The 25,125-nt window shown below is 70.3% G+C and carries 22 protein-coding genes and 1 tRNA gene; 14 read left to right on the forward strand and 9 right to left on the reverse strand.

The window, feature by feature from the left end:
* Positions 1-71: 71 nt before the first annotated feature.
* Positions 72-2,753 carry a DNA polymerase I gene (polA, locus tag FH610_RS11580; protein ID WP_139574327.1) on the reverse strand — a complete coding sequence of 894 codons (2,682 nt, stop codon included), beginning with the start codon at positions 2,751-2,753 and terminating at the stop codon, positions 72-74.
* 98 nt (positions 2,754-2,851) lie between these two features.
* On the opposite strand from polA, the gene FH610_RS11585 reads away from it, so the two are divergent.
* The 6 genes from FH610_RS11585 (at position 2,852) to FH610_RS11610 (ending at position 8,380) form a co-directional block, all read left to right on the forward strand.
* On the forward strand, positions 2,852-3,232 hold the full coding sequence (locus FH610_RS11585; RefSeq protein WP_139574534.1) for a PaaI family thioesterase: 381 nt from the start codon (positions 2,852-2,854) through the stop codon (positions 3,230-3,232).
* Positions 3,233-3,683: 451 nt separating this feature from the next.
* Positions 3,684-4,970 carry a branched-chain amino acid ABC transporter permease gene (locus FH610_RS11590; RefSeq protein WP_240808902.1) on the forward strand — a complete coding sequence of 429 codons (1,287 nt, stop codon included), beginning with the start codon at positions 3,684-3,686 and terminating at the stop codon, positions 4,968-4,970.
* Positions 4,971-4,983: 13 nt separating this feature from the next.
* Positions 4,984-5,973: a branched-chain amino acid ABC transporter permease gene (locus FH610_RS11595; RefSeq protein WP_139574328.1), complete on the forward strand. Its 990-nt coding sequence runs from the start codon at positions 4,984-4,986 to the stop codon at positions 5,971-5,973.
* Positions 5,963-6,892: an ABC transporter ATP-binding protein gene (locus FH610_RS11600; RefSeq protein ID WP_139574329.1), complete on the forward strand. Its 930-nt coding sequence runs from the start codon at positions 5,963-5,965 to the stop codon at positions 6,890-6,892. The genes FH610_RS11595 and FH610_RS11600 overlap by 11 nt, the downstream gene beginning before the upstream one ends.
* Complete coding sequence (locus tag FH610_RS11605) at positions 6,889-7,788, forward strand: ABC transporter ATP-binding protein (protein WP_240808903.1); 900 nt, start codon at positions 6,889-6,891, stop codon at positions 7,786-7,788. The genes FH610_RS11600 and FH610_RS11605 overlap by 4 nt, the downstream gene beginning before the upstream one ends.
* Positions 7,789-7,891: 103 nt before the next feature.
* Entirely contained in the window at positions 7,892-8,380 is a 489-nt protein-coding gene (locus FH610_RS11610; RefSeq protein ID WP_139574330.1) for a hypothetical protein, read from the forward strand.
* A gap of 99 nt (positions 8,381-8,479) precedes the next feature.
* Here FH610_RS11610 and FH610_RS11615 read toward each other — a convergent pair whose 3' ends face one another.
* Both FH610_RS11615 and FH610_RS11620 read right to left on the reverse strand, forming a co-directional pair.
* Positions 8,480-9,781 carry an ABC transporter substrate-binding protein gene (locus tag FH610_RS11615; protein ID WP_139574331.1) on the reverse strand — a complete coding sequence of 434 codons (1,302 nt, stop codon included), beginning with the start codon at positions 9,779-9,781 and terminating at the stop codon, positions 8,480-8,482.
* 207 nt (positions 9,782-9,988) lie between these two features.
* Positions 9,989-10,585, reverse strand: coding sequence for an ANTAR domain-containing response regulator (locus FH610_RS11620; RefSeq protein WP_276607654.1), 597 nt, complete (start codon positions 10,583-10,585; stop codon positions 9,989-9,991).
* A 121-nt stretch (positions 10,586-10,706) separates the two neighbouring features.
* Here FH610_RS11620 and FH610_RS11625 point away from each other — a divergent pair.
* A tRNA-Leu gene (locus FH610_RS11625) sits at positions 10,707-10,780 on the forward strand.
* A gap of 802 nt (positions 10,781-11,582) precedes the next feature.
* On the opposite strand, the gene FH610_RS11630 is transcribed toward FH610_RS11625, so the two are convergent.
* Entirely contained in the window at positions 11,583-12,761 is a 1,179-nt protein-coding gene (locus tag FH610_RS11630) for a PucR family transcriptional regulator (RefSeq protein ID WP_139574332.1), read from the reverse strand.
* Between the two features lie 187 nt (positions 12,762-12,948).
* On the opposite strand from FH610_RS11630, the gene FH610_RS11635 reads away from it, so the two are divergent.
* The 7 genes from FH610_RS11635 to FH610_RS11665 all read left to right on the forward strand — a co-directional run bounded on the left by FH610_RS11635 (position 12,949) and on the right by FH610_RS11665 (position 19,819).
* Entirely contained in the window at positions 12,949-13,878 is a 930-nt protein-coding gene (locus FH610_RS11635; RefSeq protein WP_139574333.1) for an ABC transporter ATP-binding protein, read from the forward strand.
* Positions 13,866-14,762: an ABC transporter ATP-binding protein gene (locus tag FH610_RS11640; RefSeq protein WP_240808904.1), complete on the forward strand. Its 897-nt coding sequence runs from the start codon at positions 13,866-13,868 to the stop codon at positions 14,760-14,762. Before FH610_RS11635 ends, FH610_RS11640 begins: the two co-directional genes overlap by 13 nt.
* Positions 14,762-15,652, forward strand: coding sequence for a branched-chain amino acid ABC transporter permease (locus tag FH610_RS11645; RefSeq protein WP_139574334.1), 891 nt, complete (start codon positions 14,762-14,764; stop codon positions 15,650-15,652). Before FH610_RS11640 ends, FH610_RS11645 begins: the two co-directional genes overlap by 1 nt.
* A complete protein-coding gene (locus FH610_RS11650) occupies positions 15,645-16,757 on the forward strand; it encodes a branched-chain amino acid ABC transporter permease (RefSeq protein ID WP_139574335.1) in 1,113 nt (370 codons plus the stop codon). Before FH610_RS11645 ends, FH610_RS11650 begins: the two co-directional genes overlap by 8 nt.
* On the forward strand, positions 16,718-18,004 hold the full coding sequence (locus FH610_RS11655) for an ABC transporter substrate-binding protein (RefSeq protein WP_139574336.1): 1,287 nt from the start codon (positions 16,718-16,720) through the stop codon (positions 18,002-18,004). Before FH610_RS11650 ends, FH610_RS11655 begins: the two co-directional genes overlap by 40 nt.
* Positions 18,005-18,239: 235 nt before the next feature.
* Positions 18,240-19,385 (forward strand): acyl-CoA dehydrogenase family protein, encoded by a 1,146-nt coding sequence (locus FH610_RS11660; protein WP_139574337.1) that lies wholly within the window; start codon positions 18,240-18,242, stop codon positions 19,383-19,385.
* Between the two features lie 8 nt (positions 19,386-19,393).
* Complete coding sequence (locus FH610_RS11665) at positions 19,394-19,819, forward strand: acyl-CoA thioesterase (RefSeq protein ID WP_139574338.1); 426 nt, start codon at positions 19,394-19,396, stop codon at positions 19,817-19,819.
* Positions 19,820-19,824: 5 nt separating this feature from the next.
* On the opposite strand, the gene FH610_RS11670 is transcribed toward FH610_RS11665, so the two are convergent.
* The 5 genes from FH610_RS11670 to FH610_RS11690 form a co-directional block, all read right to left on the reverse strand.
* Complete coding sequence (locus FH610_RS11670) at positions 19,825-20,433, reverse strand: NAD(P)-dependent oxidoreductase (RefSeq protein WP_139574339.1); 609 nt, start codon at positions 20,431-20,433, stop codon at positions 19,825-19,827.
* Positions 20,430-20,792: a nuclear transport factor 2 family protein gene (locus FH610_RS11675; RefSeq protein ID WP_139574340.1), complete on the reverse strand. Its 363-nt coding sequence runs from the start codon at positions 20,790-20,792 to the stop codon at positions 20,430-20,432. Before FH610_RS11675 ends, FH610_RS11670 begins: the two co-directional genes overlap by 4 nt.
* Before the next feature lie 121 nt (positions 20,793-20,913).
* Positions 20,914-21,351 (reverse strand): anthrone oxygenase family protein, encoded by a 438-nt coding sequence (locus FH610_RS11680; protein WP_240808905.1) that lies wholly within the window; start codon positions 21,349-21,351, stop codon positions 20,914-20,916.
* Between the two features lie 164 nt (positions 21,352-21,515).
* On the reverse strand, positions 21,516-23,405 hold the full coding sequence (locus tag FH610_RS11685; RefSeq protein ID WP_139574342.1) for an ABC transporter ATP-binding protein: 1,890 nt from the start codon (positions 23,403-23,405) through the stop codon (positions 21,516-21,518).
* Positions 23,402-25,120 (reverse strand): ABC transporter ATP-binding protein, encoded by a 1,719-nt coding sequence (locus tag FH610_RS11690; RefSeq protein ID WP_205825703.1) that lies wholly within the window; start codon positions 25,118-25,120, stop codon positions 23,402-23,404. Before FH610_RS11690 ends, FH610_RS11685 begins: the two co-directional genes overlap by 4 nt.
* Between the last annotated feature and the right edge of the window lie 5 nt (positions 25,121-25,125).

The raw sequence follows: 25,125 nt of genomic DNA on the forward strand, positions 1-25,125 counted from the left end.
AGCCCGGCGTGACGAGCCCGGCATGACGAGCTCGGTGCGATGAGCCCGGCGAACCCCGACTCGGGTCGCGGTCAGTGGCCGGCGTCCTCCCAGGTGGTTCCGACGCCCACGCTGACCTCCAGCGGCACGCTCAAGTCATAGGCCCGGCACATCTGCGTGCGCACGACCTCGGTCAGCTCCTCCAGCTCGCCCGGCGCGACCTCGAACACCAGCTCGTCGTGGACCTGGAGCAGCATGCGGGAGCGCATGCCCTCGATCGCCTTCTGCACGTTCAGCATGGCGACCTTGATGATGTCGGCGGCCGAGCCCTGGATGGGCGCGTTGAGCGCCATCCGCTCGGCCATCTCCCGGCGCTGCCGGTTGTCGCTGGTCAGGTCGGGCAGGTAGCGGCGGCGGCCGAGGATGGTCTCGGTGTAGCCGTCCTTGCGGGCCAGGGCGACGATCGACTCCAGGTAGTCGCGGACGCCGCCGAACTCCTCGAAGTACTCCTCCTTGAGCGCCCTGGCCTCCGCGACGGGGATGTTGAGCTGCCCCGACAGGCCGAAGTCGGACAGGCCGTAGGCCAGGCCGTAGTTCATGGCCTTGATCCGGGCGCGCAGGTCGGCGTCCACCTGCTCGGGAGGCAGGTCGAAGACGCGGGACGCGGTGGCCTGGTGGAAGTCGTGGCCCGACTCGAAGGCCGCGATCAGCGACTCGTCCCGGGACAGGTGGGCCATGATCCGCAGCTCGATCTGGCTGTAGTCGGCCGTCAGCAGCGTGTCGTAGCCCTCCCCCACCACGAAGCCCTTGCGGATGCGCCGGCCCTCGACGGTGCGGATCGGGATGTTCTGCAGGTTGGGCTTCTCGCTCGACAGCCGCCCGGTGGCCGCCACGATCTGGTTGAACGTGGTGTGGATCCGCCCGTCGTCGGCGATCTCCTTGATCAGGCCCTCGACCGTGGTGCGCAGCTTGGTCTGGTCGCGGTGGCGCAGCAGGATCACCGGCAGCTCGTTGTCGGTCTGCTGGGCCAGCCAGGCGAGCGCGTCGGCGTCGGTCGTGTAGCCCGTCTTGATCTTCTTGGTCTTGGGCAGGCCGAGCTTGCCGAACAGGATCTCCTGCAACTGCTTGGGCGAGCCGAGGTTGAACTGCTCCCCCACCGCCTGGTGGGCGGCCTCGACCGCCTGCTTGACGGCCGCGCCGAACTCGGCCTCCAGCGCCGCGAAGTACTGCCGGTCGGCGGCGATGCCGGCCCGCTCCATCTCGGCCAGCACCCGCACCAGCGGGAGCTCGACCTCGGTCACCAGCCGGGTGCCGCCGCGCTTGGACAGGTGGGACTCCAGCGCGTCGGCCAGGTCGCGCACGGCCTGGGCCCGCAGCGCCAGATCCCGGGCCACGCCCTCGTCGGCGTCCTCGAACAGGGAGGTCTGCCCGCCGGGCGCGGACTCCGCCCGCAGCTCGCGGTGGAGGTAGCGCAGGACCAGGTCGTCGAGCGGAAACGACCGCTGCCCCGGCATCGCGAGATACGCGGCGAGCGCCGTGTCGCAGGTGAGACCGCGCAGGTCGTGCCCGTGGGCCCACAGCGCGAGCAGCGGCCCCTTGGCGTCGTGCACGGCTTTCGGCCTGTCGTCGTCGGCCAGCCAGGCGTGCAGCGCCGCCTCGTCCTCCTCGGTGAGGCGGGTGGGGTCGAGATAGGCGGCGCCGCCCGGCGAGGCGATCGCCAGGCCCTCGAACCGCCCGGTGCCGCTGCCGTACGCGCCCTGGAAGGCCAGCCCGGCGCGGTCCTCGGGGAGGGCGGCCAGCCAGCCGGCCACCTGGCCCGGCTCGAGCGCGGTCACCTCGAGCTCGAAGCCCTCGCCCGCCTCCGGTTCCGTGGTGCCGAGGGTCTTGAACAGGCGCTCGCGCAGTTCGCCGCGGATCTGCAGCGCGTCGAGGAGCTTGTTGACCTCCTCGCGGTCCCACAGGCCCATGGTCAGCGCGGACACCTCGGCGTCGACCGGGGCGTCGCGCTTCAGCTCGGTCAGCATCCGGTTGTGGATCACCTGGCCGAGGTGCTCGCGGAGCTTGTCGCCGACCTTGCCCTTCACCTCGTCGGCCCGCCGGACCAGCTCGTCCAGCGAGCCGTACTCGGAGATCCACTTGGTGGCGGTCTTCTCCCCCACGCTCGGGATGCTCGGCAGGTTGTCACTCGGGTCGCCGCGCAGGGCCGCGAAGTCCGGATACTGCGCCGGGGTGAGGCCGTACTTCTCCGTGACGGCCTCGGGGGTGAAGCGGGTCATGTCGCTGATGCCCCGCCTGGTCATCAGCACCGTGACTCTGTCGTCCACGAGCTGGAGCGCGTCGCGGTCGCCGGTCACGATGAGCACGTTCATGCCTTCGCCCGAGGCCCGCGTCGCCAGCGTCGCGATCAGGTCGTCCGCCTCGAAGCCGGCCACGGACATGCGGGGGATCCGCAGCGCGTCGAGCAGCTCGAAGATGAGCTGCACCTGGCCGCGGAAGTCCTCGGGGGTCTCCGTCCTGTTGGCCTTGTAGCCGTCGTACGCCTCGTGCCTGAAGGTCGGCTCGCTCCGGTCGAAGCACACCGCGACGTGGCTCGGCTGCTCGTCGCGCAGGATGTTGGCCAGCATCGAGGTGAAGCCGTACACCGCCTCGGTGTGCTGACCGTCGGTGGTCATGAGGTTCGCGTCCTTCAACGCGTAGAACGCGCGATAAGCAAGAGAATGCCCGTCCAGGAGCAGCAGACACGGACGGGTGGGGGTCGCTTCACTCTTCGGCACATCCGCAGCCTAGTCTCCCTGTACGACAGAAAACCCGTGCTCTTCCCACAGGAGGCGTCCCCTTGACCTTGACGAATCCCGAGGAGTTCGTGTCGTCGATGAACGCGCCCGGGGACCACCTGCACCAGCGGATGGGCCTCGAGATCCTGGAGGCCAGTGCCGAGCGGGTCGTCGGCCGCATGCCCGTCAAGGGCAACACGCAGCCGCACGGGCTTCTGCACGGCGGCGCGTCCTGCGTGCTGGCCGAGACCCTCGGCTCGACCGGCGCCGCCCTGCACGCCGGCGCGGGCAGGATCGCCGTCGGCATCGAGATCAACGCCACCCACCACCGCTCCGCCACCTCGGGCCACGTCACGGCCGTCGCCACCCGCGTGCACGGCGGGCGCACGCTTGCGACGTACGCCATCGAGATCACCGACGACGAGGGCCGGGCGGTCTGCACGGCCCGTCTGACCTGCATGCTCAGGGACGCTCGCTGAGGCCGCCCGGCTCGCGGGCCGCGCGCGCCCGCGAGCCGGCCGGGCGAGCACTACGAAAACCCCTTACGACGCATTGGGCCTCATACCGGAACGGCTTGCGACTCTCTTTGCACCGGAGTCGCTCCGGTCGCTACCGTTGTGGCTCCAGAGCCCGTGGGAAGACCGAGTAGACAACGTGCGGAGCCGGGGAAGCTGTGTACGGTCCCAAAGGTCCTCCCACGGGCTCATGCTCTTCCACAGCACCGACCCGGCGGTTGACTCCTTACATGCCCTGACCTGCGAACCCTTTCTCACGTCAGTGACACACCATGGTCACCAATTGGTGACGAACGACCCCGAAACGGGCGTCTCAGGCTTATGCTCCGGCCACAACATCGCAGCAACCTCGCCGATGTTGCGCGTCCGCAGTAGGGGCACGACCCCGCCATGACCTGAAACAGAGGGAGCACCATTGCGCAGAGCCGTGATCGCGTTCACGGCCTTCCTGGGTGGACTCGTCTTTCTGCTCTCCTCCCCCGCCTGGGCGGACGGGGAGGCTTTGAAGGGCACACTCCAAAACCAAGGCCAGCCGGTGAACGGCGTGAAGATCAGCGTGGCGGGCGAAGACGGCAAACCCGTCGGGGACGCCACCACGGGTGCGGACGGCAAGTGGGAGGTGCCGGTCCCCAAGGCGGGCAGATACAAGGTCACGCTTGACCAGTCGACGCTCCCCAAGGACATCGGGCTGAAGTTCCAGAACCGGGCCACTCTGGACGTGCAGGTCTACGAGGGCAGCGAACGCAACGTCCTGTTCGCCCTCGCGCCCGCCGGCAAGCAGGGCGGGGGCGCCGCGCAGGCCTCGTCTGACTCCTCCTCCTTCTGGGACCGGGTCGCCCAGCTCACCTTCGAGGGCTTCAACCTCGGGCTCATCATCGCCCTCGCGGCCATGGGCCTGTCGCTGGTGTTCGGCACCACCGGGCTCACCAACTTCGCCCACGGCGAGCTGCTCACATTCGGCGCCATGTGCGCCTACTTCTTCAACGTGGTCGTGGGCATCCCGCTCATCTGGGCCGCGGTGATCTCGGTCGTGATCGGCGGGGTCTTCGGGTACACCCAGGACCGGTTCTTCTGGGGAGTGCTGCGCAAACGGGGCAGCAGCCTGGTCGCCATGATGATCATCTCGATCGGCCTGGCCCTGTTCCTCCGCTACGTCTTCCTGTTCTTCTTCGGCGGCGAGGGCGCTCCGTACGCGGACTACAACGCCCAGCCGGGCATCCAGGTGGGCCCGATCTCCGCCGCGCCGAAGAACTTCATCGCGATGGGCATCGAGCTCGCCGTGCTCGTGATCGTCGGGCTCGCGCTCCTCAAGACCCGCCTCGGCAAGGCCGCCAGGGCCGTCGCCGACAACCCCGCGCTGGCGGCCTCCTCCGGCATCAACGTCGACGGCGTCATCCGGATCATCTGGACCGTCGGCGGCGCCGTCGCGTCGCTCGCGGGCGTCATGCTCGGCCTGTCGCAGAACGTCAGCTTCCAGATGGGCTTCCAGATCCTGCTGCTCGTCTTCGCGGGGGTCACCCTCGGCGGGCTCGGCACCGCCTTCGGCGCCCTCGTCGGCTCCATCGTCGTCGGCCTGTTCATCCAGCTGTCCACCGTCGTGGTGCCGACCGAGCTGAAGACCGTCGGCGCGCTGCTGGTGCTCATCCTCGTCATGCTCTTCCGGCCGCAGGGCATTCTCGGCCGGCGCGAGCGCATCGGCTGATCGGAGACCACACGTGGACTGGAACACCATTTTCGTCACCACGGTCAAGGCCTCGATCGGCCTGGAGACCGTCGTCTACGCGCTCGCCGCGATCGGCGTCAACATCCAGTTCGGCTACGCCGGGCTGCTCAACTTCGGCCAGGCGGCCTTCCTCGGCGTCGCAGCGTACGGCATGGCCGTCACCGTGGCCACCTTCCACCTGCCGTTCTGGCTCGGCATCCTGATCGGCCTGGCGGCCACCGTCGTGCTGGCCTTCCTGCTCGGCATCCCCACTCTGCGGCTGCGCGCCGACTACCTCGCCATCGTCACCATCGCGGCGGCCGAGATCGTCCGGCTCGTCTTCAGGTCGGTCAAGTTCAGCAGCGTCTTCGGCGGCTCGGACGGCCGGCAGAACTTCTCCGGCGACTTCTTCGCGATGAACCCCTACTCCCCCGGCACGTACGGCATCGGCCCGATCAGCTTCAACGAGCGGGTGACGTGGGTGCTGACCGTCGGCTGGGTGCTCATCGCGATCGCCTGCGGGCTGGTCTACCTGCTCATGAAGAGCCCGTGGGGCCGCGTGCTCAAGGCCATCCGCGAGGACGAGGACGCCGTGCGCAGCCTCGGCAAGAACGTCTTCTCCTACAAGATGCAGGCGCTCGTGCTCGGCGGCGTGGTCGGTTGCCTCGGCGGCTTCCTGTTCGCGCTCGGCCAGGCGTCGGTGCAGCCCGACCTGTTCAGCACCGAGTTCACCTTCTACGCGTACACGATCGTGATCCTCGGCGGCGCGGCCCGCGTCTTCAGCCCCGTCGTCGGCGCCGCGCTCTTCTGGGTGCTGCTGGTCTTCGTGGGGAACACGCTCAGCGAGGCCGTGAGCGCGGGGATGCTCCCCTCGTTGTTCACCGTGAACAACATCGGCGCGGTCCGCTTCATGCTGGTCGGTCTCGGCCTGATGCTCCTGCTCATCTTCCGGCCTCAGGGCATCTTCGGTGACAAGAGGGAGATCGCGCTCGATGCACGCTGACAGCACCACGACGAAGAAGGCGGCGGCGCTGGCCGCCTTCGCGGGCCTCGATCGCGAGCCGGGGGTCGCCAAGCCCGACCCCATCCTCGTCGTCGACAAGGTCGTCCGCCGGTTCGGCGGCCTCACCGCCGTCGACGTCGATCACGTGGAGGTCCAGCGCGGGTCGATCACCGCGCTCATCGGCCCGAACGGCGCCGGCAAGACCACGTTCTTCAACCAGCTCACCGGCTTCGACAGCGCCGACGAGGGGTCGTGGACCTTCAACGGCAAGCAGCTCAAGGGCGTGCCCGCCCACCGCGTGGCCCGTTCGGGCATGGTCCGCACGTTCCAGCTCACCAAGGCCCTGTCGAAGCTCACGGTGATGGAGAACATGCGGCTCGGCGCGCAGAACCAGCGCGGCGAGAACTTCTTCCGCGCGCTGATCCCCGGCAGCTGGCGCCGCCAGGAGGACGAGATCACCGAACGCGCCGAGGAGCTCCTCGAGCGCTTCAAGCTCGACGCCAAGCGCGACGACTTCGCCGGCTCGCTGTCGGGCGGCCAGCGCAAGCTGCTGGAGATGGCGCGGGCCCTGATGGTCGGCCCCGAGCTGGTCATGCTGGACGAGCCCATGGCGGGTGTGAACCCGGCCCTGACCCAGTCGCTCCTCGGTCACGTGAAGGACCTGCGCGAGGAGGGCATGACCGTGCTCTTCGTGGAGCACGACATGGACATGGTCCGCGACATCAGCGACTGGGTGATCGTGATGGCCCAGGGCGCCGTGATCGCGGAGGGGCCGCCGGACACCATCATGTCGGACCCGCGCGTTATCGACGCCTACCTGGGCGCCCACCACGACGCGCCGATGTCCGCCGAGGAGTTCGAGGAGCAGCTGCAGGAGGCCGAGGCCGAGCTGGAGTCCGAGATCGAGGAGAAGGCATGACCGCCCCCACGCCGGAAAACCACGCAGAGCCAGACCGCGCGCCCACGCCGGACGAGGTCGCCGCGACGGACGGCACCGGCGTGGCCGAGCCGGTCGCGGCGGCGGACGAGGACGGCGCCGCGACCGCCTCGCGGGCGGCCGTCGTCGACCGCGCCGACCACCTCGCCGGAGCCGAAAGCGCGCTGCTGCGGGCCGACGAGCTGTACGCCGGCTACGTCCCCGGCGTCAACATCCTCAACGGCGCCGACCTGTACGTGAAGAAGGGCGAGCTGATCGGCATCATCGGCCCGAACGGCGCCGGCAAGTCGACCCTGCTGAAGACCCTGTTCGGGCTCGTGCCGGTGCGCACCGGCTCGGTCACCCTGAACGGCGAGGACATCACCAACCTCAAGGCCCACTCGCTGGTGGCCCGCGGGGTCGGCTACGTCCCGCAGACGAACAACGTCTTCCCCAGCCTCACCATCGAGGAGAACCTGGAGATGGGCGCCTTCCAGGTGCCCGGCAAGTTCAAGGAGCGGTTCGAGTTCGTCTGCGAGATCTTCCCCGCCCTCCGGGAGCGCCGCAAGCAGCGCGCCGGCTCGCTGTCCGGCGGTGAGCGGCAGATGGTCGCCATGGGCCGGGCGCTCATGACCGAGCCGTCGGTTCTGCTGCTTGACGAGCCGTCCGCGGGCCTGTCGCCCAAGCTGCAGGACCTGGTCTTCATCCAGGCCCAGCAGATCAACAAGGCCGGCGTGACCGTGATCATGGTGGAGCAGAACGCGCGTCGCTGCCTGCAGATCTGCCATCGGGGCTACGTGCTCGACCAGGGCCGCAACGCCTACATGGCCAGCGGTCGCGACCTGATCAACGACCCGAAGGTCATCCAGCTCTACCTGGGCACGCTCGCCCGGGCCTGAGCCGCTCTCGCGAGGGCCCCGGCGGATCCCGCCGGGGCCCTCGTCGTATGTCTGTGACCGTATTTCCACCTGATCGGCAACCAGCGGGGCGACAATGAGCCGTATGACCCGAACCCCCCTCCGCACGGCACTGGTCGTCTCGGCGCTCGCGGTGGGCTTGTCCGCCTGCCAGTCACCGCCCCCGGAGCCCAAGGCCTCGTCGGACGCCGTGTCGTCCACTGTGTCCTCCACGGGGACCGCGTCCGGGAAGACCAGCGGCGCGGTCTACGTCACCGGTGCGAAGGCCGGAGACGACCCCTGCGCCCGCGTGGTGTCCGCCATCGGCTACCTGGGGCTGTCGCTGCTGCCCGCCGGGCAGGAGGAGGCCCAGCACTGGGACGGGGACGTACGCGGCCGTTTCGGCTATCTGCGCGGCACGCTGGCGATGTACGGCCCCCACCTGCCGGCCTCGGCCTCGGCCGCCGTCGCGACCGTCGACGGCCTCGCCGAGACCCTGTCCCGGGCCGACACGGCCGGTTCCCTGCGCACGGACCTGCTGCGCCGGTATCGCAAGGCGTCCGCCGTCGTCCTCACCGCCTGCGGCCGTTCCTGACCCGCGCGGCGAGACGCCTGGGACGTCCCCCGCGACGACGGAAGGTCCCGGGACGCGGAAAGGGCCCGCTCCAGGGGAGCGGGCCCTTCGTGCTCGCGATCAGCCGGCGATCTTGCCGGTGTTGAAGGCGATGTTCTTGTTGGTGTTGTCGGCGCCGTACTGGTAGATGCCGATCGTCGCCTCGGCCGGGTCACCGGCCTCGTTGAACTCGATCGGGCCGGACGCGCCGTCGTAGTCGATGTCCTTGCCCGCCGACAGCAGGTCGTTGCAGGACTTGAAGTCCTTGCACTTCTCCCCGCCCGAGGAGACCTCCGCCAGATGGGCCGCGATGTCCTTGGGCGCGTCGCTCTTGGCGGCGACCGCCGCGAGCGCGGTCAGGATGGTCGCGTCGTACGACTCGGGGCCGTAGTTGTAGTCCTTCAGGTTCGGGTCGACCGTCTTCAGCTTCTTCTTGAAGTCGTCGGAGACCTGGGCGCCCGGCTGGGTGCCCTTGGCGCCGTCGAGCGTGCCCTTGGGGAAGCCGTCCTTGCCCGTGCCGTAGTTGGACAGGTTGCCGTCGACGAAGTAGTACTTCACCTTCTTGGCGGTCAGGCCCTGCTTGACGAGCTCAGGAATGATCTTCTTGGTCTCGTCGAAGCCGATCAGCGCGACGGCCTTCGGGTTGGCCTCCTTGATCTTGGCGACGTCCGCCGAGTAGTCGGCCGCCTTCGGGTCGTAGACGACCTTCTCCACGACCTGGCCGCCGCCGCCCTCGACCGCCTTCTGCACGTTGTCGGCGAGGCCGGTGCCGTACGCGTCCTGGAGGGCCAGGATGCCGACCGTGTCGTTGCCGTCGGCGAGGATGAGGTCACCGAGGACACGGCCCTGCAGCACGTCCGGCGGAGCCGTACGGAAGTACAGGCCCTTGTCGTTGTACGTGGTGAACTGGTCGGAGGTGTTCGCCGGCGAGATCTGGACAACACCGGCACCGGTGATCTTGTCGATGACCGACAGCGACACCGAGGACGAGGCGGCGCCGATGACCACGTCGGCCTTCTGCTGCAGCAACTTGTCGACAGACTGGGACGCAATGTTGGTCGAGGTGTCACCCGAGTCCGTGTCGACCTCGGTCACCGGCTTGCCGAGGACACCACCGGCGTCGTTGATCTCCTTGACCGCCAGCCCGACACCCGCGAACTCCGGCGGGCCGAGGAAGGCGAGCGAGCCGGTCTGCGGCAGCAACGTGCCGACGGTGAGAACGCCATCGCCCTGGGCGGTGGCGGCAGCGGGCGCGGAGGACTGGGCCGCCGGCGCCGAGGAGGCCGGCGCGGCGCTGTCCTCACCACCGCCACAGGCCGTCAGCGCGAGGCTGGCGGCCGCGGCGACGGCCAGCGCCCGCCCGAGAGGGGCAATGCGGATCATGAAGCATCTCCTTCATCCAGGCCCGGGAATCGTCAGCGCTGCCGACTGGTCCCGATCGAATGGCTGAAAGGTACATAGGCCAGGCATGGCCCGACCAGGGATGCATCAGAACTGTCCGCACTTGGATGCGGAGTCGTAATAACTCCTCAACTTAGTGGGACGGCCCCTGACCAGGAGTCTTCTCCTCCGCGATCAGCAGGGCGACGTTCAGGCGGGCGGCTGGGTCTCGCCGCCGTTCTCGTTCACCACGACCTGGGCCACCTGGCGCATGCTCATGCGCCGGTCCATGGACGCCTTCTGGATCCACCGGAAGGCCTGCGGCTCCGTCCACCCGTGCTGGGCCATGAGCAGGCCCTTCGCGCGCTCCACGAGCTTCCTGGTCTCCAGCCGCTCCGACAGCGTGGAGACCTCCTTCTCCAGCGCGGCGAGCTCCTCGTGCCGGCTGACCGCCATCTCGATGGCCGGCACCAGGTCGCCCTTGGTGAACGGCTTGACCAGGTAGGCCATCGCGCCCGCGTCCCTGGCCCGCTCGACCAGGTCGCGCTGGGAGAACGCGGTGAGGATGAGGCACGGCGCGATACGTTCGGAGACGATGCGCTCGGCCGCGGAGATCCCGTCGAGCACGGGCATCTTGACGTCCAGTATCACCAGATCGGGCCGGAGCTCCATGGCGAGTTTGACCGCCGTCTCTCCGTCGCCGGCCTCGCCGACCACGGCGTAACCGTCCTCTTCGAGCATCTCCTTCAGGTCGAGGCGAATCAGCGCCTCATCTTCCGCGATCACCACTCGCCGCTGCGTACTCACGCACAAGAGGTTACCGACGTCCGCTACATTAGGACCACGGCAGGGGATGTCCCAAGCGATCTCCAAGCAAGATCGACTGCTGCGTGGCACCCATTGCCAAAACCGGACATATCCGGAAATAGCCCCGATAGACCAATCGGCAGAGTCGATGGCCTCAAAATCCATTCAGTGTGGGTTCGAATCCCACTCGGGGCACTTGCACGAATAGCGACCCCCTAAGAAGCCGTCAGAGCGACGACGATGGGGCCACGGTTGCGCTCCAGCGGCCAGCGGTGACATACTGTGACCGCCGGGCCCCGCTGGGGCCGCGGAAGTGAGGCCGGGACCTCCCGATGGAATCGGGCGCCCGGCCTTCGCGGTTTCAGAGCCGGACGCCACAAGGAGCGGTTACAGGAACTCGATCCTCGGCCCGAGGATGTCGAAGCTCTCACCCTCGCCGCCGAGCCACCACACGACACTGCCCACGAGCACGTCGGCGAGCCAGAGCAGCGGTTCGTCCACCGATCTCCTCCACTCCGCTCGCAGGCCACGCTCGACTCGGCCAGCCCCTCGAAGCGCGTCCACCAATGCGCGGTCTCGTCTGTCATGCCACTGGTCCCGCGCCTCGATACAGACCGTCTCCACCTTCTGCTGAGACAACTCGCACAGGAGCCGGTCCAGACAGAGACGCCTCACTCGTTCCGCTTTGCCGCTTTCCGGATATATGTCGACTACAACCATTGCCCGTAACGGCATCCTCGCCACCACCTGAGTGATGAGCATTCGACGAGCGGCGGATTCGTCCCGCCAGTGGATCCTCCGGCTCCTGCCGGCCCTCAGACCCAGCAACCGCTCGCGCGGGTCCGCACAGACATGCTCCTCCAGCAGTACGGCCGCCAAGGCGTAGACGTAAGCGTCACCGCTCCTGCGCCGCATGCTTTCGTCCACAAACGCCAAGAGAGCCACAGTGGGCAGATGATACGCGTTGTCACCGCCCCGTCACTCTGAATGCAGGAAATCAGCCGCCGGGGAGAAGGCGGACGGCGTCGAGGGCGAGGGAGAGCTCGACGACGTCCAGGGGACGGGCCAACGACCGGCCGGTGAGCTGCTCGATGCGGCGCACGCGGTTGAAGACGGTGTTGCGGTGGCAGTAGAGCTCTGCCGCCGCCCGGGCCGCGGACCCCTCGCAGCGCAGCCACGCCTCCAGCGTCGCGAGCAGCACGCCGCCGTCGGGTGAGGCGATGATCGGGCCGAGGACGCCGCCCGCGAGGTGCCCGGCCAGCTCCGGCTGGCAGACCACCAGGGCCGCGGGGAGCCGCCGGTCGAGCCGAGCGATCTCCGGCGCGGTCCCCGAGCAGGTGCGCATGGCCACCTCCGCCAGGCGGCGGGCCGTGCCGAGGTCGGCGAGGCTCTCCACCACCGGGCTGACGCCGGCGCTCGCGCAGACGATCGGGGTGATCGCGGCGACCAGGTCGTCCAGCTCCCTGTCGCCGAGGTACACCACCGCCATCTCCAGGTCCGGGCGCATGCGCCACAGGAAGCGCAGCCCGCCGATCTCGTCGGGGCGGTGCACGCGGTCGGGCTGCGCGGGCAGCCGTGTTGTGACGACCGCATAGCGACCGTGCTCCGGCAGGCCGAGGGCGTCGGCGGCCACCCCGGCCACGGCGGGGTCGGCGCGACCCTCCAGGAGGGCGTCGAGCATGGCGTTGACGCGCTGGTTGGTCCGGCCGAGCAGCTCGTTCTCCCGGCGGCGGTAGGCGTCGGCCGCCGCCACGGCCTGGCGGTCGATGGCATGCCACACGTGGGTGGCGCTGCGCAGCAGGGCGGGCAACCGCTCCTGGCCCTGGTCGCCGATGATGTCGATGACGCCGTTCCAGGTGACCTGCGCGGCCAGGCGGTAGCTGCGCATGAGCGAGTCCAGCGGGAGCCCGAACTCGGCCCGCCTGCGCCCCACCGTCTGGGCGTACGCCACGTCGCGCCGCTCGTGCCGCAGCTGCAGGATCGCGGTGATGCCGACCCGCAGCCCCTCGTGGGTGCTCTTCCAGTGGTCCTCGTAGGGGACCGTCATGCGGTAGGCCTCGTCGCTTTCCCTGCCGCGCCTCACCAGCTCGTCGGCGAGCTCGGGGAGCCGTTCCAGCAGGCCTGCGGCGGAGGTCCGCAGCAGTTCCCGGACCTCGGAGTCCGTCCTGGACCTCATGCCCCGAATGTGCCAGCCGGCAGCGTCCGGAACAAGGTTCGGTTTTCGTTTCGTGATGCGGGATTGTGCTGGAGCACAGGGCACGACCGGCGGGCATGGGCTGGGGTCCCGACTTGACTCCCGGCGCTGGACGGCCCTCGACCACGGTGGGTTGGGTGTGCCTTCATCGAAGTCACAGGAGGCGCGGATGTCTGGTGAGGCGGGCCCGGGGACCAGCGGCCCAGAGATCGACGGCCCGGAGACCGCGGCCCCGAGGACTGGGAACCCGAGGACTGCGGACCCGAAGAGCGGGGGCCTCGAGATCAGGGGCCTGGAGGTGCGATACGGCCCCGTACGCGCCCTGCGGGGCGTCCACCTGGCCGTGCCCCGGGGCGCGGTGGCCGCGGTGCTCGGCGCGAACGGCGCGGGCAAGACGACGCTGCTGCGCGCCGTGTCGGGGACGCTGCGGTTCCACCGGGGCGCCATCACGTCGGGGACGGTCGCCTTCGGCGGACTCCGCATTGACGGAGTGGCGGCCGCGGCCGTCGTGCGGCGCGGCGTGGTCCAGGTGCCGGAGGGACGGCGGGTGTTCGCCCGGATGACGGTGGCGGAGAACCTCCGCGCCGGAGCGCTGGGCGTGCCGGGCAGGCGCGCCGCGGCGGCCCGTGAGCGGGTGCTCGAACTCTTCCCCGTGCTGGCCGAGCGGGCCCACCAGCGGGCGGGCCTGCTGTCGGGTGGCGAGCAGCAGATGCTGGCGATCGGCCGGGCGCTCATGGCCGGACCCTCGCTGCTGTTGCTGGACGAGCCCACGCTCGGGCTCGCGCCGCTGATGGCGGCCCGGATCGCCGACACCGTGCGGCAGATCAACGCCCAGGGGACGTCGGTGCTGCTGGTGGAGCAGAACGCGGCCATGGCGCTCGCGCTGGCCGAGCGGGCGTACGTGCTGGAGGTGGGCGAGGTGGCGCTGTCGGGACCGGCGGCGGACCTCGCGGCCAGCGACGAGGTGCGCCGCCGCTACCTCGGCGTCGGCATGCCCGAGACAGACCGACCGGTCGGTACCGACCTCGGCCCCGGCCATGAGGGGCACGAAAGGCTCGAGCGGCACGAAAGGACCAGGCTGGCGAGATGGACGGCATGACCCACCGCCGCGGCGTACCGCGCACGCCCCCGACGAGGCGCCGCCGCATACCCGCGAGAAACCAACCGGTCGGTACGGTCGGTGGCGACGGCCCGGCGGAACTGGTGGTCGGCGAGGTGACGGTGCGCTTCGCCGGGCTCACCGCGCTCGACGCGGTGAGCTTCACCGTCGCCCCCGGCAGCGTGCACGCGCTGATCGGCCCGAACGGCGCGGGCAAGTCCACCTGCTTCAATGTGCTGTCGGGCGTCTACCGCGCCACCTCGGGCAGCGTGCGCTTCGGCGGCGCCGAGCTGACCTCGCTGCGCCCGCACCAGGTGGCCGCGCTGGGCGTGGCGCGGACGTTCCAGAACATCGCCCTGTCGCCGCACCTGACGGTCCGCGACAACCTCATGCTCGGCCGGCACCGCCTGACCCGTGCCGGCTTCGTCTCGGCCGGCCTGCGGCTGCCCTCGGCCAGGCGCGAGGCCGTACGTCACGGGGCGCGCGTCGCGGAGATCGCGGAGTTCGCCGGCGTCGGCGACGCGTTGTCCATCCCGGTGGGGCTGCTGCCGTACGGCGTGCAGAAGCGGGTGGAGCTGGCCCGGGCGCTGTGCATGGAGCCACGGCTGCTCCTGCTGGACGAGCCGGTGGCGGGGATGAACGGCGGCGAGCGGCGGGAGATGGCCGACCTCATCGAGTCGGTGCGCGAGAGCCTCGGCATCTCGATCCTGCTGGTCGAGCACGACATGGGCATGGTCATGCGGATCGCCGACGCGGTGACCGTGCTCGACTTCGGCAGGCGGATCGCGGACGGGCCGCCCGAGGAGGTCCAGCGCGACCCCGAGGTGATCCGCGCCTATCTCGGCGACTTCGGCGGCCCCTCCGGTGAGCGAGGGGAGGCGTGATGGCGGTCTTCCTGGAGCTTCTCGTCAACGGGATCTCGGTCGGAGCCGTGTACGCGCTGATCGCGCTCGGCTTCGTGGTGATCTTCAAGGCGACCGAGGTGGTCAACTTCACGCACGCGTCGCTGCTGCTGGCCGGCGGCTACGTGATCGCCAGGCTGCACCCGCTGATCGGGTTCTGGGCGGCGCTGGCGGCCGGGATCGCGGCGGCGGCGCTGGTCGGCGCGCTGGTGGAGTTCCTGATCCTGCGCCGGGCGCACGTCGGCTCGCGCGGCGTGCTGGCCATCGTCACGATCGGCGTGGACATCCTGCTCACGACCGAACTCACCCGCCAGATCGGCACCGAGGTGCTCGCCCTCGGCGATCCCTGGGGCGACCGGGTGCTGCGTCTTGGCCCCGTGACGGTCGCGGAGACCCGCGTCGTGGCCCTCGCGGTCGCCGCCGCACTGATCGTGGCGTTCCTGCTCGCCTTCAAGTTCACCGGCTGGGGCGTGGCGATGCGCGCCACGGCCGAGGACGCGGAGACCGCCGCGCTGATGGGCGTGCGGCTCGGCCGGGTCTCGCTCAGCGCGTGGGCCGTCGCCGGGGCGCTGGCCGCGGTCGCGGCGATGTTCCTGTGCGTCTTCCCGACGCCGGGCCTGGACAGGGGCACGACCGCGGCGGCGATGAAGGCGTTCCCCGCCGCCATCCTCGGGGGGCTCGACTCGACCACGGGCGCGCTGGCCGGCGGGCTGATCGTGGGCGTCACCGAGACGCTGATGAGCGGCTACCAGAGCGAGCTCGCCTTCCTCGGCCGCGGCATCGGCGACGCGGCGCCGTTCCTCGTGATGATCGTGATCCTGCTGCTGCGGCCCTCCGGGCTGTTCGGCACGAAGGAGCCGGCCCGTGTCTGAACCCACGCCCACGGCCGCGACGCCCACACGCGACACGCCCCGGCCCCTCCGGGCCGCGCTGTGTATCGCGGTGCTCGCGGGAGCCGTCGCGGTGCCCTTCTACCTGGAGGGGTTCTGGCTGCAGGCGGGGCTGTTCGCGATGTCGGCGGCGATCGGCGCGATCGGGATCAACCTGCTGACCGGGGCGACCGGGCAACTGTCCCTGGGACATGCCTTCTTCCTCGCGGTCGGGGCGTACTCCTACGTCTTCCTTTCGTCCGACCTGGGGCTGCCGACGCCGCTCGCGGCCGTGGCGGCGGTGATCGTCGCGGGGATGTCCGGCGGCCTGTTCAGCCCGATCGCGGGCCGCCTCAAGGGCGCCTACCTGGGCATCGCCACGCTCGCCCTGATCTTCGTCGGCCAGCACATCCTGTTCAACGCCGAGCCGGTGACCGGCGGCTTCAACGGCCGGCCGGTGCCGCCGATGGAGCTGTTCGGGTTCGTCTTCGCCGACACCCCGGAGCTGGTGGTGCTGAACGTGCCGTTCGGCTCGCTCGAACGGCTGTGGTTCCTCGGGATCGCGCTGCTCGCGGGCGCGGCGGTGTTCGCCAGGGGCGTGCTGCGCGGCCGTCCCGGCCTGGCGATGAACACGATCAGGGACCACGAGATCGCCGCGGGGGTCATGGGCGTCCCGGTCGCCCGATACCGCGCGGGCGTGTTCGTCCTGTCGTCCATGTACGGCGGGCTCGCCGGGGTGCTGGTCGCCCTGGTCTTCCAGCAGGTCGTGCCGGACTACTTCGGCATGCTGCTGTCGCTCGACTACCTCGCGATGATCGTGATCGGCGGCCTGGGATCGGTCGCCGGCGCGGTCGTCGGGGCCGCGTTCGTCTCCCTGCTCCCCCAGCTGCTCACGCGCTACAGCGACGCCCTGCCGCTGGTGGCCGAGCCGGGTTCCGGCGGGGTCTCCCCCGCCGAGACCGCGCGGATCCTCTACGGTGCCGCCGTCGTCGCGGTGGTGCTGTTCCTGCCCGGCGGTCTGGCCGGGCTCGCCACGCGGCTCGGCCGCGTTCGACTCAAGGAGCTCAGATGGGCAAAATCGGCACCCGCGCCGGCGTCGCGGCGTTAGCCCTGCTGTCCCTGGCCGTCGCGACCTCGGCGGCGGGGTGCGCCAGCGGCAAGGCCACGGGCGGTGGCGGAGGCGCCGGGGCGGCGGCCGGCGGCGACGGGGTGAAGACCGGCCCCGGCGTCACGGCCACCACGATCACCGTGAGCGCGCTCACCGACCTGACCGGCCCCTACGCGTCGTTCGGCAAGAGCCAGACGCAGGCGCAGCAGCTGTACTTCGACCAGGTCAACGCCGGCGGCGGGGTCTGCGGCCGCAGATACGAGCTGGTCGTGCGCGACCACGGCTACGACACGCAGAAGGCAGTGGCCGCCTACACCGAGGTCGCGCCCAAGTCGGCGGCGATCGCGCAGTTCATCGGTTCCCCGATGATCACCGCGCTGAAGCAGCGCATCGACGGCGACAAGCTGCTCACGATCCCGATGGCGTGGGCGACCACGCTGCTCGGCAGCCGGGCCATCCAGGTGACCGGCACGACGTACGACGTGGACATGATCAACGCCGTCGAGTTCCTCACGAAGGAGAAGGGGATCAAGTCCGGCGACAGGATCGGGCACCTGTACTTCGAGGGCGACTACGGCGAGAGCTCGCTCAACGGCTCGAAGTACGCCGCGGGCAAGCTCGGCCTGCAGATCGTCGAGCAGAAGATCAAGGCGACCGACCAGGACATGAGCGCCCAGGTGGCGGCGTTCAAGGCGGCCGGGGTGAAGGCCGTGCTCGTCTCGGTGGGGCCCCGGCAGACGGCCTCGCTGGTCGGCGTGTCCCTGGCCAAGGGCATGGACGTGCCGTTCGTCGGCAGCAACTCGGCCTACGCTCCGCAGCTTCTCGCGACCCCGGCCGGGCCGGCCCTGCTGAAGGACTTCTACTACGTGTCGGCGGGGACGCCGGTCAGCGCGAAGAATCCGGCGATGCAGCGGCTGGTGGCCGACTACCAGGCGAAGTATCCCGGCGAGACGCTCGACAGCGGCGTGCCCACCGGCTGGAGCGCGGCGATGATCGTGGACGAGGCGATGAGGAAGGCGTGCGAGGCCAAGGACCTCACCCGGGAGGGCGTCCTGAACGCGCACCGCTCGCAGTCGACCTTCGGTGGCGACCTCGGCACTCCGATGAACTTCACGTTCTTCGACAAGCCCGCCTCCCGGTCGTCGTACGTGCTCAAGCCCGACAAGGCGGCGCTCGGTGGCGCGGTGGTCTTCAGGGAGGCGGAGGTCTCGGAGCTGGCGAAGGACTACCCGGTGCCGGTGGGCTGACGCGGACAGGCCCGTGCCCACGCCATGAGGTTACTCGCAGGTGTCGCGATTGACGAGATTTGCCCGGAAGGAGCGGTGTCCAGAGTGGTGCATCGCAAGGCGGAGGAGGAGCCGATGACAGCGTCATCGGCGACGACGACAACGCAGCGAGGTGCCGCTCTGGGCGACGCGACGGGGCAAAGATCGGAAAGAGGGACACTAGTATCCCGATACCGAACAATCGTCTGGAGAATCGATGCGACGCACCATCTACGGCGAGGACCACGAGGCCTTCCGCGACTCCGTGCGGCAGTTCGTGATCCGCTCGGTCGCCCCGAGGGCCGAGGAGTTCATCGAGCGCCGGCTGATCGACCGCGAGGTGTGGCGGGAGGCCGGCCTGCAGGGATTCCTCGGTCTGGAGGTCCCCGAGGAGTACGACGGCGCGGCTGCGGGCGACTACCGCTTCAACGCCGTGCTCACCGAGGAACTGGCCGGGGTGGGCATGGCTCTGGCGTCCAGTTTCAGCATCCACTTCGACGTGGTCGCGCCCTACCTGGTGGAGCTGACGACGGACGAGCAGAAGAAGCGCTGGCTGCCGCCGTTCTGCTCGGGAGAGATGATCACCGCGATCGGCATGACCGAGCCGAGCGGCGGGTCGGACCTGGCGGCGCTGCGCACGACCGCCGTCAGGGACGGCTCCGACTGGATCATCGACGGCTCCAAGACGTTCATCACCAACGGCTACCAGGCCGACCTCGTCGTGGTGGCGGCCCGGACGAGCCCGGAGAAGCGGGCCAAGGGCATCACGCTGTTCGCGGTCGAGGAGGGCATGTCCGGCTTCCACCGGGGGCGCAAACTGGACAAGGTCGGCCAGCCGGAGGCCGACACGGCCGAATTGTTCTTCGAGGGCGTGCGGGTGCCCGCCGGCAACGTGCTCGGCGAGGTGGACCGGGGGTTCGTCGCCATGATGGAGCGCCTCCCCCAGGAGCGGCTCGGCAGCGCCGTCACCAACATCTCCCACGCCGCCGCCGTGCTCGCCGAGACCCTGTCGTACGTGAAGGAGCGCAAGGCGTTCGGCCAGGCGATCGGCAGCTTCCAGTACAACAAGTTCACCCTGGCCGACCTGGTGACGAAGGTGGAGGTGACCCGGGCGTACGTCGACCAGTGCGTGGCCGCCCACACCGGCGGGGAGCTGACGGCGGTCGACGCGGCCAAGGCCAAGATGTGGACCGCCGAGGTGCAGAACCAGGTGATCGACGCCTGCGTGCAGCTCTACGGCGGCTACGGCTACATGAAGGAGTACCGCGTGGCACGGGCCTGGACGGACGCCCGGGTGACCCGGATCTGGGCGGGGTCCAACGAGATCATGCGCGAGATCATCGGCCGGGACCTCGGCTTGTGAACGGGCCTGTGAACGACCGGACGGCGTATCGCCACTGGCGGGACGTGCCCACCCGGTGGAAGGACAACGACGTCTACGGGCACGTCAACAACGTCGTGCACTACTCGCTGATGGACACCGTGATCAACACCTGGCTGATCGAGGAGGCCGGGCTGGACATCCACGAGGGCCCGGCGATCGGGCTGTGCGTGGAGTCGCGCTGCTCCTACCGGGCCTCGGTGTCCTTCCCGCAGGTGATCAGCGTGGGCCTGCGGATCGGGCACCTCGGCCGCTCCAGCGTCCGCTACGAGCTCGCGCTGTTCGCCGGCGACACGCTGGTCGCCGAGGGCGACTTCACGCACGTCTTCGTGGACCGGCACACCCGCCGCCCCATGGAGATCGGCCCGCCCCTGCGCCCCGCCATGGAACGCCTCCTCTCCCGTCCCCCCGTTTAGCGGTTTCAGCGACCGTGGACGTTGACGGCCACGCCGCTCAGGTGGCCCCCCTCGGCGATGTCCAGCAGCGTGGTCGCCACGTCCGCCCGGGTCAGGGAACGCGGCTTGGCCAGCAGCTCGCGGCGGATCACGACCGCCCCTACGGCGGGCCGGTCGGTGAGCCGGGTCAGCCGGACGATGGTCCAGTCCAGTTCGCTGGTGCTCACGGCCTGCTCCAGGTCGCGAGCGTCGGCGTAGGGGGTGGCCAGCAGGCGGCGCAGCAGCCAGATGAGCAAGAACGGCCTGCGGGCGACGATCGGGTAGGGGGTGGTGACGATAAGCCGCTCGACCCCGGTCTCGGTCATGGCCTGGATGACGGTGCGGGTGGCCTCGGCCGCGCGGTGCGGGTCGCGGCTGTCGCCGCCGTTGATGATGGAGATCACCGCGTCCGCGCCCTCCACGGCCGCGCGCATCTTGTCCAGGTCGCGGCCGTCGCCTTCGACGACGGCATCCGGCCGGGCTTCCAGGGCGGCGGCGTTGCGGGTGAAGGCGGTGACCCGGTGGCCGCGGCGCAGCGCCTCGGCCAGGACGTAGCGGCCGGTGCGACCGGTGGAGCCGATCAGAGTGAGGTTCACGGCTTCACCGTCCGGGTGATCGAGTCGACGCGCTGAACCCGTCCGTCGGGGGCGAACCTGGCGAACAGGTGAACCTCGATCTGCAGGGTCGTGTCCTTTCTGGTCAGGACGGTCATGGTGTAACGGGCGGCGGCCCGGTCGTCGTCGATCAGCGTGTCGTGGACCTCGATCTCCAGCTCGCGGGCCTTCCTCCGGGCCGGGCGGGCATGGTCGATCAGCCGCTGCCGGTCGAGGACGATGCCGTCGTTGCGATATTCGAGGTCGGGGGTGTAGTAGCGGTCCACGATCGTGGCCGGGTCCTCCCGGCTGAAGGCCAGTTCGTACGGCAGGCGCGTCAGAAAGGCGTGGAAGCCGGGCATCAGACCACCTCGCACACGCTCATCGTGAGCACGTCCTCGGGTTCGGGGTTGTCCACCTCGCCGAGCTCGGGAGGTCCGGCGGCACGGTGACCAGGACGGCGACGGAACATGACTGTTCTCCTTAGCGGCTGGAGGGCCGGTTGACGACGGCGATGGTGATGATCAAGATGAAAGCGGCCAACGCGGTCAAGGTGCGCAGGTCGTGGAACAGCTCCCACCGCCGGAAGATCTCGGCGTAGCCATCCGGGACCGGACCGGCAGCCCATTCGCGGAAACGCGCATGCAGCGGAACGTTGCCGAACACGGTGACGAGCAGCGAGGTCAGCGCCAGCGCACCGGCGCCGAGCGCCAGCCGGCGCGCCCGGCCGCGGCCGGCGATCGCCAGACCGAAGGTCGTGAGGATGGCCAGCGCCATCGCGCTCTGCATGACCGGCTCGTTGACCTTCATCATCGTGGTGTGGAAGGTCAGGCGCACATTCAGCGGAACGGCCCCGAACGTGGGGATCACGTTGGCCGCGCCGTACGCGAACGCGCCCGCGAGCAGGCCGGTGGCCAGCAACGCCGCCCCGTGGATGTACCTGAATGGGGTTCCCATGAACGGCTATCGTCGTCCAGCCGGAGTTCGACGGCGTCCCACCCACGGAGTCATCTGCCGCTACCCCACCGGGATCACCCCCGGCTGCCCGCGCTAAGACGCCGGGAGTAGCCGCCAACGGCAGGAGGTCAGGCGAGGCTGTCGAGCCAGGCGCGGTGGAGGCGGGCGAACCGGCCGGTGCCGGCGATCAGCCGGTCCGGCGGGCCGTCCTCCACGATCCGGCCGTGCTCCATGACGAGCACCCGGTCGGCGATCTCCACGGTGGACAGGCGGTGGGCGATGATCAGTGCGGTCCGGTCGGCGAGGATCGTCCGCAGCGCCCGCTGCACGAGGCGCTCGCTGGGCACGTCGAGGCTGGAGGTGGCCTCGTCCAGGATCAGCACGGCGGGGTCGGCGAGGAACGCCCGGGCGAACGCGACGAGCTGCCGCTGCCCCGCCGACATGCGGCCGCCGCGCTTGCCGACCTGGGTCTCGTACCCGTCGGGCAGCGCGGAGACGAACGTGTGGGCGCCGATGGCCTCGGCGGCCCGCTCGATCTCCGAATCCGGCGCGCCGGGCCGCCCGAACCGCACGTTGTCCGCGACCGTCCCGCTGAACAGGTAGTTCTCCTGGGTGACCATCACCACGTGACGGCGCAGGGTGTCCTCGTCCAGCTCGCGCAGGTCCACGCCGTCGAGGAGCACCCGCCCGGCGACCGGGTCGTGGAACCGGGCGATGAGCTTGGCCAGCGTCGTCTTGCCCGCGCCCGTGGTGCCGACGACGGCCACGGTCTGCCCGGCGGGGATCACCAGGTCGAGCAGCGGCAGCACCGGCGGGCCGTCGGGATAGGCGAACCGGACGGCCTCGAAGCGCAACGCCCCGGCGGCGCGCGGCAGCGGCGCCGGGCGGCGGGGCTCGGCCACCGAGGGCCGCTCCTCCAGCACGCCCGACAGCTTCTCCAGCGCCGCCCCCGCCGACTGCAGGGCGTTGTAGAACTGGCTGATCTCCTGCATCGGCTCGTAGAACTGGCGCAGGTAGAGCAGGAAGGCGGCGAGCACGCCGACCGTGACCGTGCCGCGCAGCGCGAGCAGGCCGCCGTACAGCAGGACGGCCGCGACGGTGACGTTGCCGATCAGCTTGATCCCGGGCATGAACACGGCGACCAGGCGCATGCCCCGCGTGTTGGCGGCGCGGTAGTCCGCGTTGAGCCGCTCGAAGATCTCCTGGTTGCGCGGCTCCCGCCGGAACGCCTGCACCGCGCGGATCCCGGTCATCGACTCCACGAAGTGGACGATGACCAGCGCGACCGCCTCCCGCGTACGGCGATAGGCGACGCTCGACTGGCGGCGGAACCACCGGGTGAACAGCAGCAGGACCGGCAGCGGCAGCAGCGCCACCAGGCCGAGGCGCACGTCGAGCACGAGCAGCATGACCGCCGTGCCGCACAGCGTGAGCACGGCCGTGACCAGGCCGTCGAAACCGGAGTCGAGCAGTTCCGCGATGGCGTCCACGTCGGAGGTGAGCCGGGAGATGACCCGCCCGGAGGTGTACTTCTCATGGAACGGCAGCGACAGGCGCTGGAAGTGGTCGAAGACCCGGCGGCGCAGCTCGAGCAGGATGTCCTGGCCGATCCGGCCCGACATCTGCAGGAACGCCTGCCGGGTGAGCGCCTGGGTGAGCGCGGCGGCCAGCACCGCGCCGACGATCGCGAGCAGCGTGCCCGCGCCCTGCCCGCGCACCATGGGCGGGATGCCGTCGTCGATGCCCGCCTTCACCAGGTAGGGCAGGGCCAGGCCCGCGGCGTTGGACACCACGATGACCGCCGTGAGCACGCCGATGGCCCGGCGGTGCGGCCGCAGCAGGTCGCCGAGCAGGCGGCGCGACCGGGTGCGCAGCAGCAGGGAGACGCGCTCGGAGATCTCGTCCCGGTTCTCGGCGGCGACCCCGCGCCACGTCTCCGTGCTTCCCGCGTCGCCATCGGGGCGCTCACGTCCCGCTCGCCCGGTATTCCCCGCGTCGCTGTCGGTCTCTTGGCTCATCGCATCGATCCCTCGGGGTCGAGGTCGGCGTCCTGGGCGAGCAGTCGGCGATACTCCGGCACGGCAGACAGCAGGTCGCCGTGGCGGCCGACGTGGGTGACGGTGCCGTCGCGCAGCAGCGCCACCCGGTCGGCGAGCAGCACGGTCGAGGCGCGGTGCGCCACGACGATGCCGGTCGCCTCGGCGAGCACCCGCCGCAGCGCCTCCTCGACCAGCGCCTCGGTCTCCACGTCGAGCGCCGACAGGGTGTCGTCGAGGACGAGCACCCGCGGCCTGCCGAGGACCGCCCTGGCCAGCGCGAGCCGCTGCCGCTGACCGCCCGACAGCGACATCCCCTGCTCTCCGATGCGGGTGTCGAGCCCCCACGGCAGGTCGTAGGCGAAGGTCGCCTGCGCGATCTCCAGGGCCTGCCTGATCTCCTCCTCGGTGGCGTGTCCATGGCCGAGCGTCACGTTCTCGCGGACGCTCATCGAGAAGAGCGTCGGCTCCTCGAACGCCGTGGCGACCACCGAGCGCAGCGAGGTCAGCGACAGGTCCCGCACGTCGTGCCCGTCCACGGTGACGCGGCCCGCGGTGACGTCGATCAGGCGGGGCACGAGCGCGGTGAGCGTCGTCTTGCCCGATCCGGTGGCCCCCACGAGGGCCACGGTCTCCCCCGGCCGCACCTCCAGCCACACGTCGCGCAGCACCGGCCGGTCGGCGCCGGGGAAGCGGAACCCGACGCCCTCGAAGCGCACGTGGCCGCGCGGGCGCGCGATGACGGCCGGGCCGCCGCTGATCGCGGGCACCGTGTCGAGCACCTCGACCACCCGGTCGGCCGAGGTCATGGCCTCCTGGCCCATGGCGAGGATGTAGCCGAGCGAGGCGACCGGCCAGACGAGCTGGAGGACCAGCGTGGTGAAGGCGACCAGGGTGCCGAGCGTCAGCGCGCCGGCGCCGACCGCGATCGCGCCGAGCAGCAGGACCAGGGCGAGCGTGACGTTCGGCACGACTTCGAGGAAGGTGAAGAACCGGGAGGCCAGCCGCACCTTGGCCAGCGAGGTGCGGCGGATCTCGCGGGCGGCGGCGGCGAAGTTCGCGAAGACGTGCTCACGCCGCCCGAACGCCTTGACCGTGCGGATTCCCACGGCCGACTCCTCGACCAGCGTGGCGAGGTCGCCCTGCTGGTCCTGCACCTGCCGGGAGATGACGATGTAGCGCCGTTCGAAGCGCAGCGCCAGGACCACGACCGGGACGGCCGAGACGGCGACGAGCAGGCCGAGTGGCCAGTACATCCGCAGGAGCACCACGGTGACCGCGGTGAGCTGCAGGATGTTCATGATCAGGAACAGGACGCCGAAGCCGAGGAACCTGCGGATCGTCGACAGGTCGGTCGTCGCCCTGGACAGCAGCTGGCCCGACTGCCATCCGTCGTGGAAGCCCATCGGCAGCCGCTGGAGGTGCCGGTAGAGGTCGTCGCGGATCGCGGTCTCGAGGCCGAGGACCGGCCCCGCCTGGGACCAGCGGCGAACGAACGTGAGGACCGCCTCGGCGACGCCGAGGCCGAGGGCCAGCAGCCCGAGGGGGACCAGCCCGCCGAGGTCGCCGTGAGCCACCGGGCCGTCGATGATCTCCTTGCTCACCAGCGGGATCACCGTGGCCGCGGCGATCCCCAGCAGCGCGGCGAGCCAGGACACCACCAGGCTGGGCACGTACGGGCGCAGGTAGGACCGCAACCGCC

The sequence above is a fragment of the Microbispora catharanthi genome (assembly GCF_006334915.2).
Lineage (GTDB): Bacteria > Actinomycetota > Actinomycetes > Streptosporangiales > Streptosporangiaceae > Microbispora > Microbispora catharanthi.

Bases quoted from the DNA above. Each gene is read 5' to 3' on its own strand.
- FH610_RS11585 (WP_139574534.1), top strand. From the start codon at position 2,852: ATGAACGCGCCCGGGGACCACCTGCACCAGCGGATGGGCCTCGAGATC.
- FH610_RS11600 (WP_139574329.1), top strand. From the start codon at position 5,963: ATGCACGCTGACAGCACCACGACGAAGAAGGCGGCGGCGCTGGCCGCC.
- FH610_RS11605 (WP_240808903.1), top strand. From the start codon at position 6,889: ATGACCGCCCCCACGCCGGAAAACCACGCAGAGCCAGACCGCGCGCCC.
- FH610_RS11610 (WP_139574330.1), top strand. From the start codon at position 7,892: ATGACCCGAACCCCCCTCCGCACGGCACTGGTCGTCTCGGCGCTCGCG.
- FH610_RS11615 (WP_139574331.1), bottom strand. From the start codon at position 9,781: ATGATCCGCATTGCCCCTCTCGGGCGGGCGCTGGCCGTCGCCGCGGCC.
- FH610_RS11630 (WP_139574332.1), bottom strand. From the start codon at position 12,761: ATGAGGTCCAGGACGGACTCCGAGGTCCGGGAACTGCTGCGGACCTCC.
- FH610_RS11635 (WP_139574333.1), top strand. From the start codon at position 12,949: ATGTCTGGTGAGGCGGGCCCGGGGACCAGCGGCCCAGAGATCGACGGC.
- FH610_RS11640 (WP_240808904.1), top strand. From the start codon at position 13,866: ATGGACGGCATGACCCACCGCCGCGGCGTACCGCGCACGCCCCCGACG.
- FH610_RS11645 (WP_139574334.1), top strand. From the start codon at position 14,762: ATGGCGGTCTTCCTGGAGCTTCTCGTCAACGGGATCTCGGTCGGAGCC.
- FH610_RS11655 (WP_139574336.1), top strand. From the start codon at position 16,718: ATGGGCAAAATCGGCACCCGCGCCGGCGTCGCGGCGTTAGCCCTGCTG.
- FH610_RS11660 (WP_139574337.1), top strand. From the start codon at position 18,240: ATGCGACGCACCATCTACGGCGAGGACCACGAGGCCTTCCGCGACTCC.
- FH610_RS11675 (WP_139574340.1), bottom strand. From the start codon at position 20,792: ATGCCCGGCTTCCACGCCTTTCTGACGCGCCTGCCGTACGAACTGGCC.
- FH610_RS11685 (WP_139574342.1), bottom strand. From the start codon at position 23,405: ATGAGCCAAGAGACCGACAGCGACGCGGGGAATACCGGGCGAGCGGGA.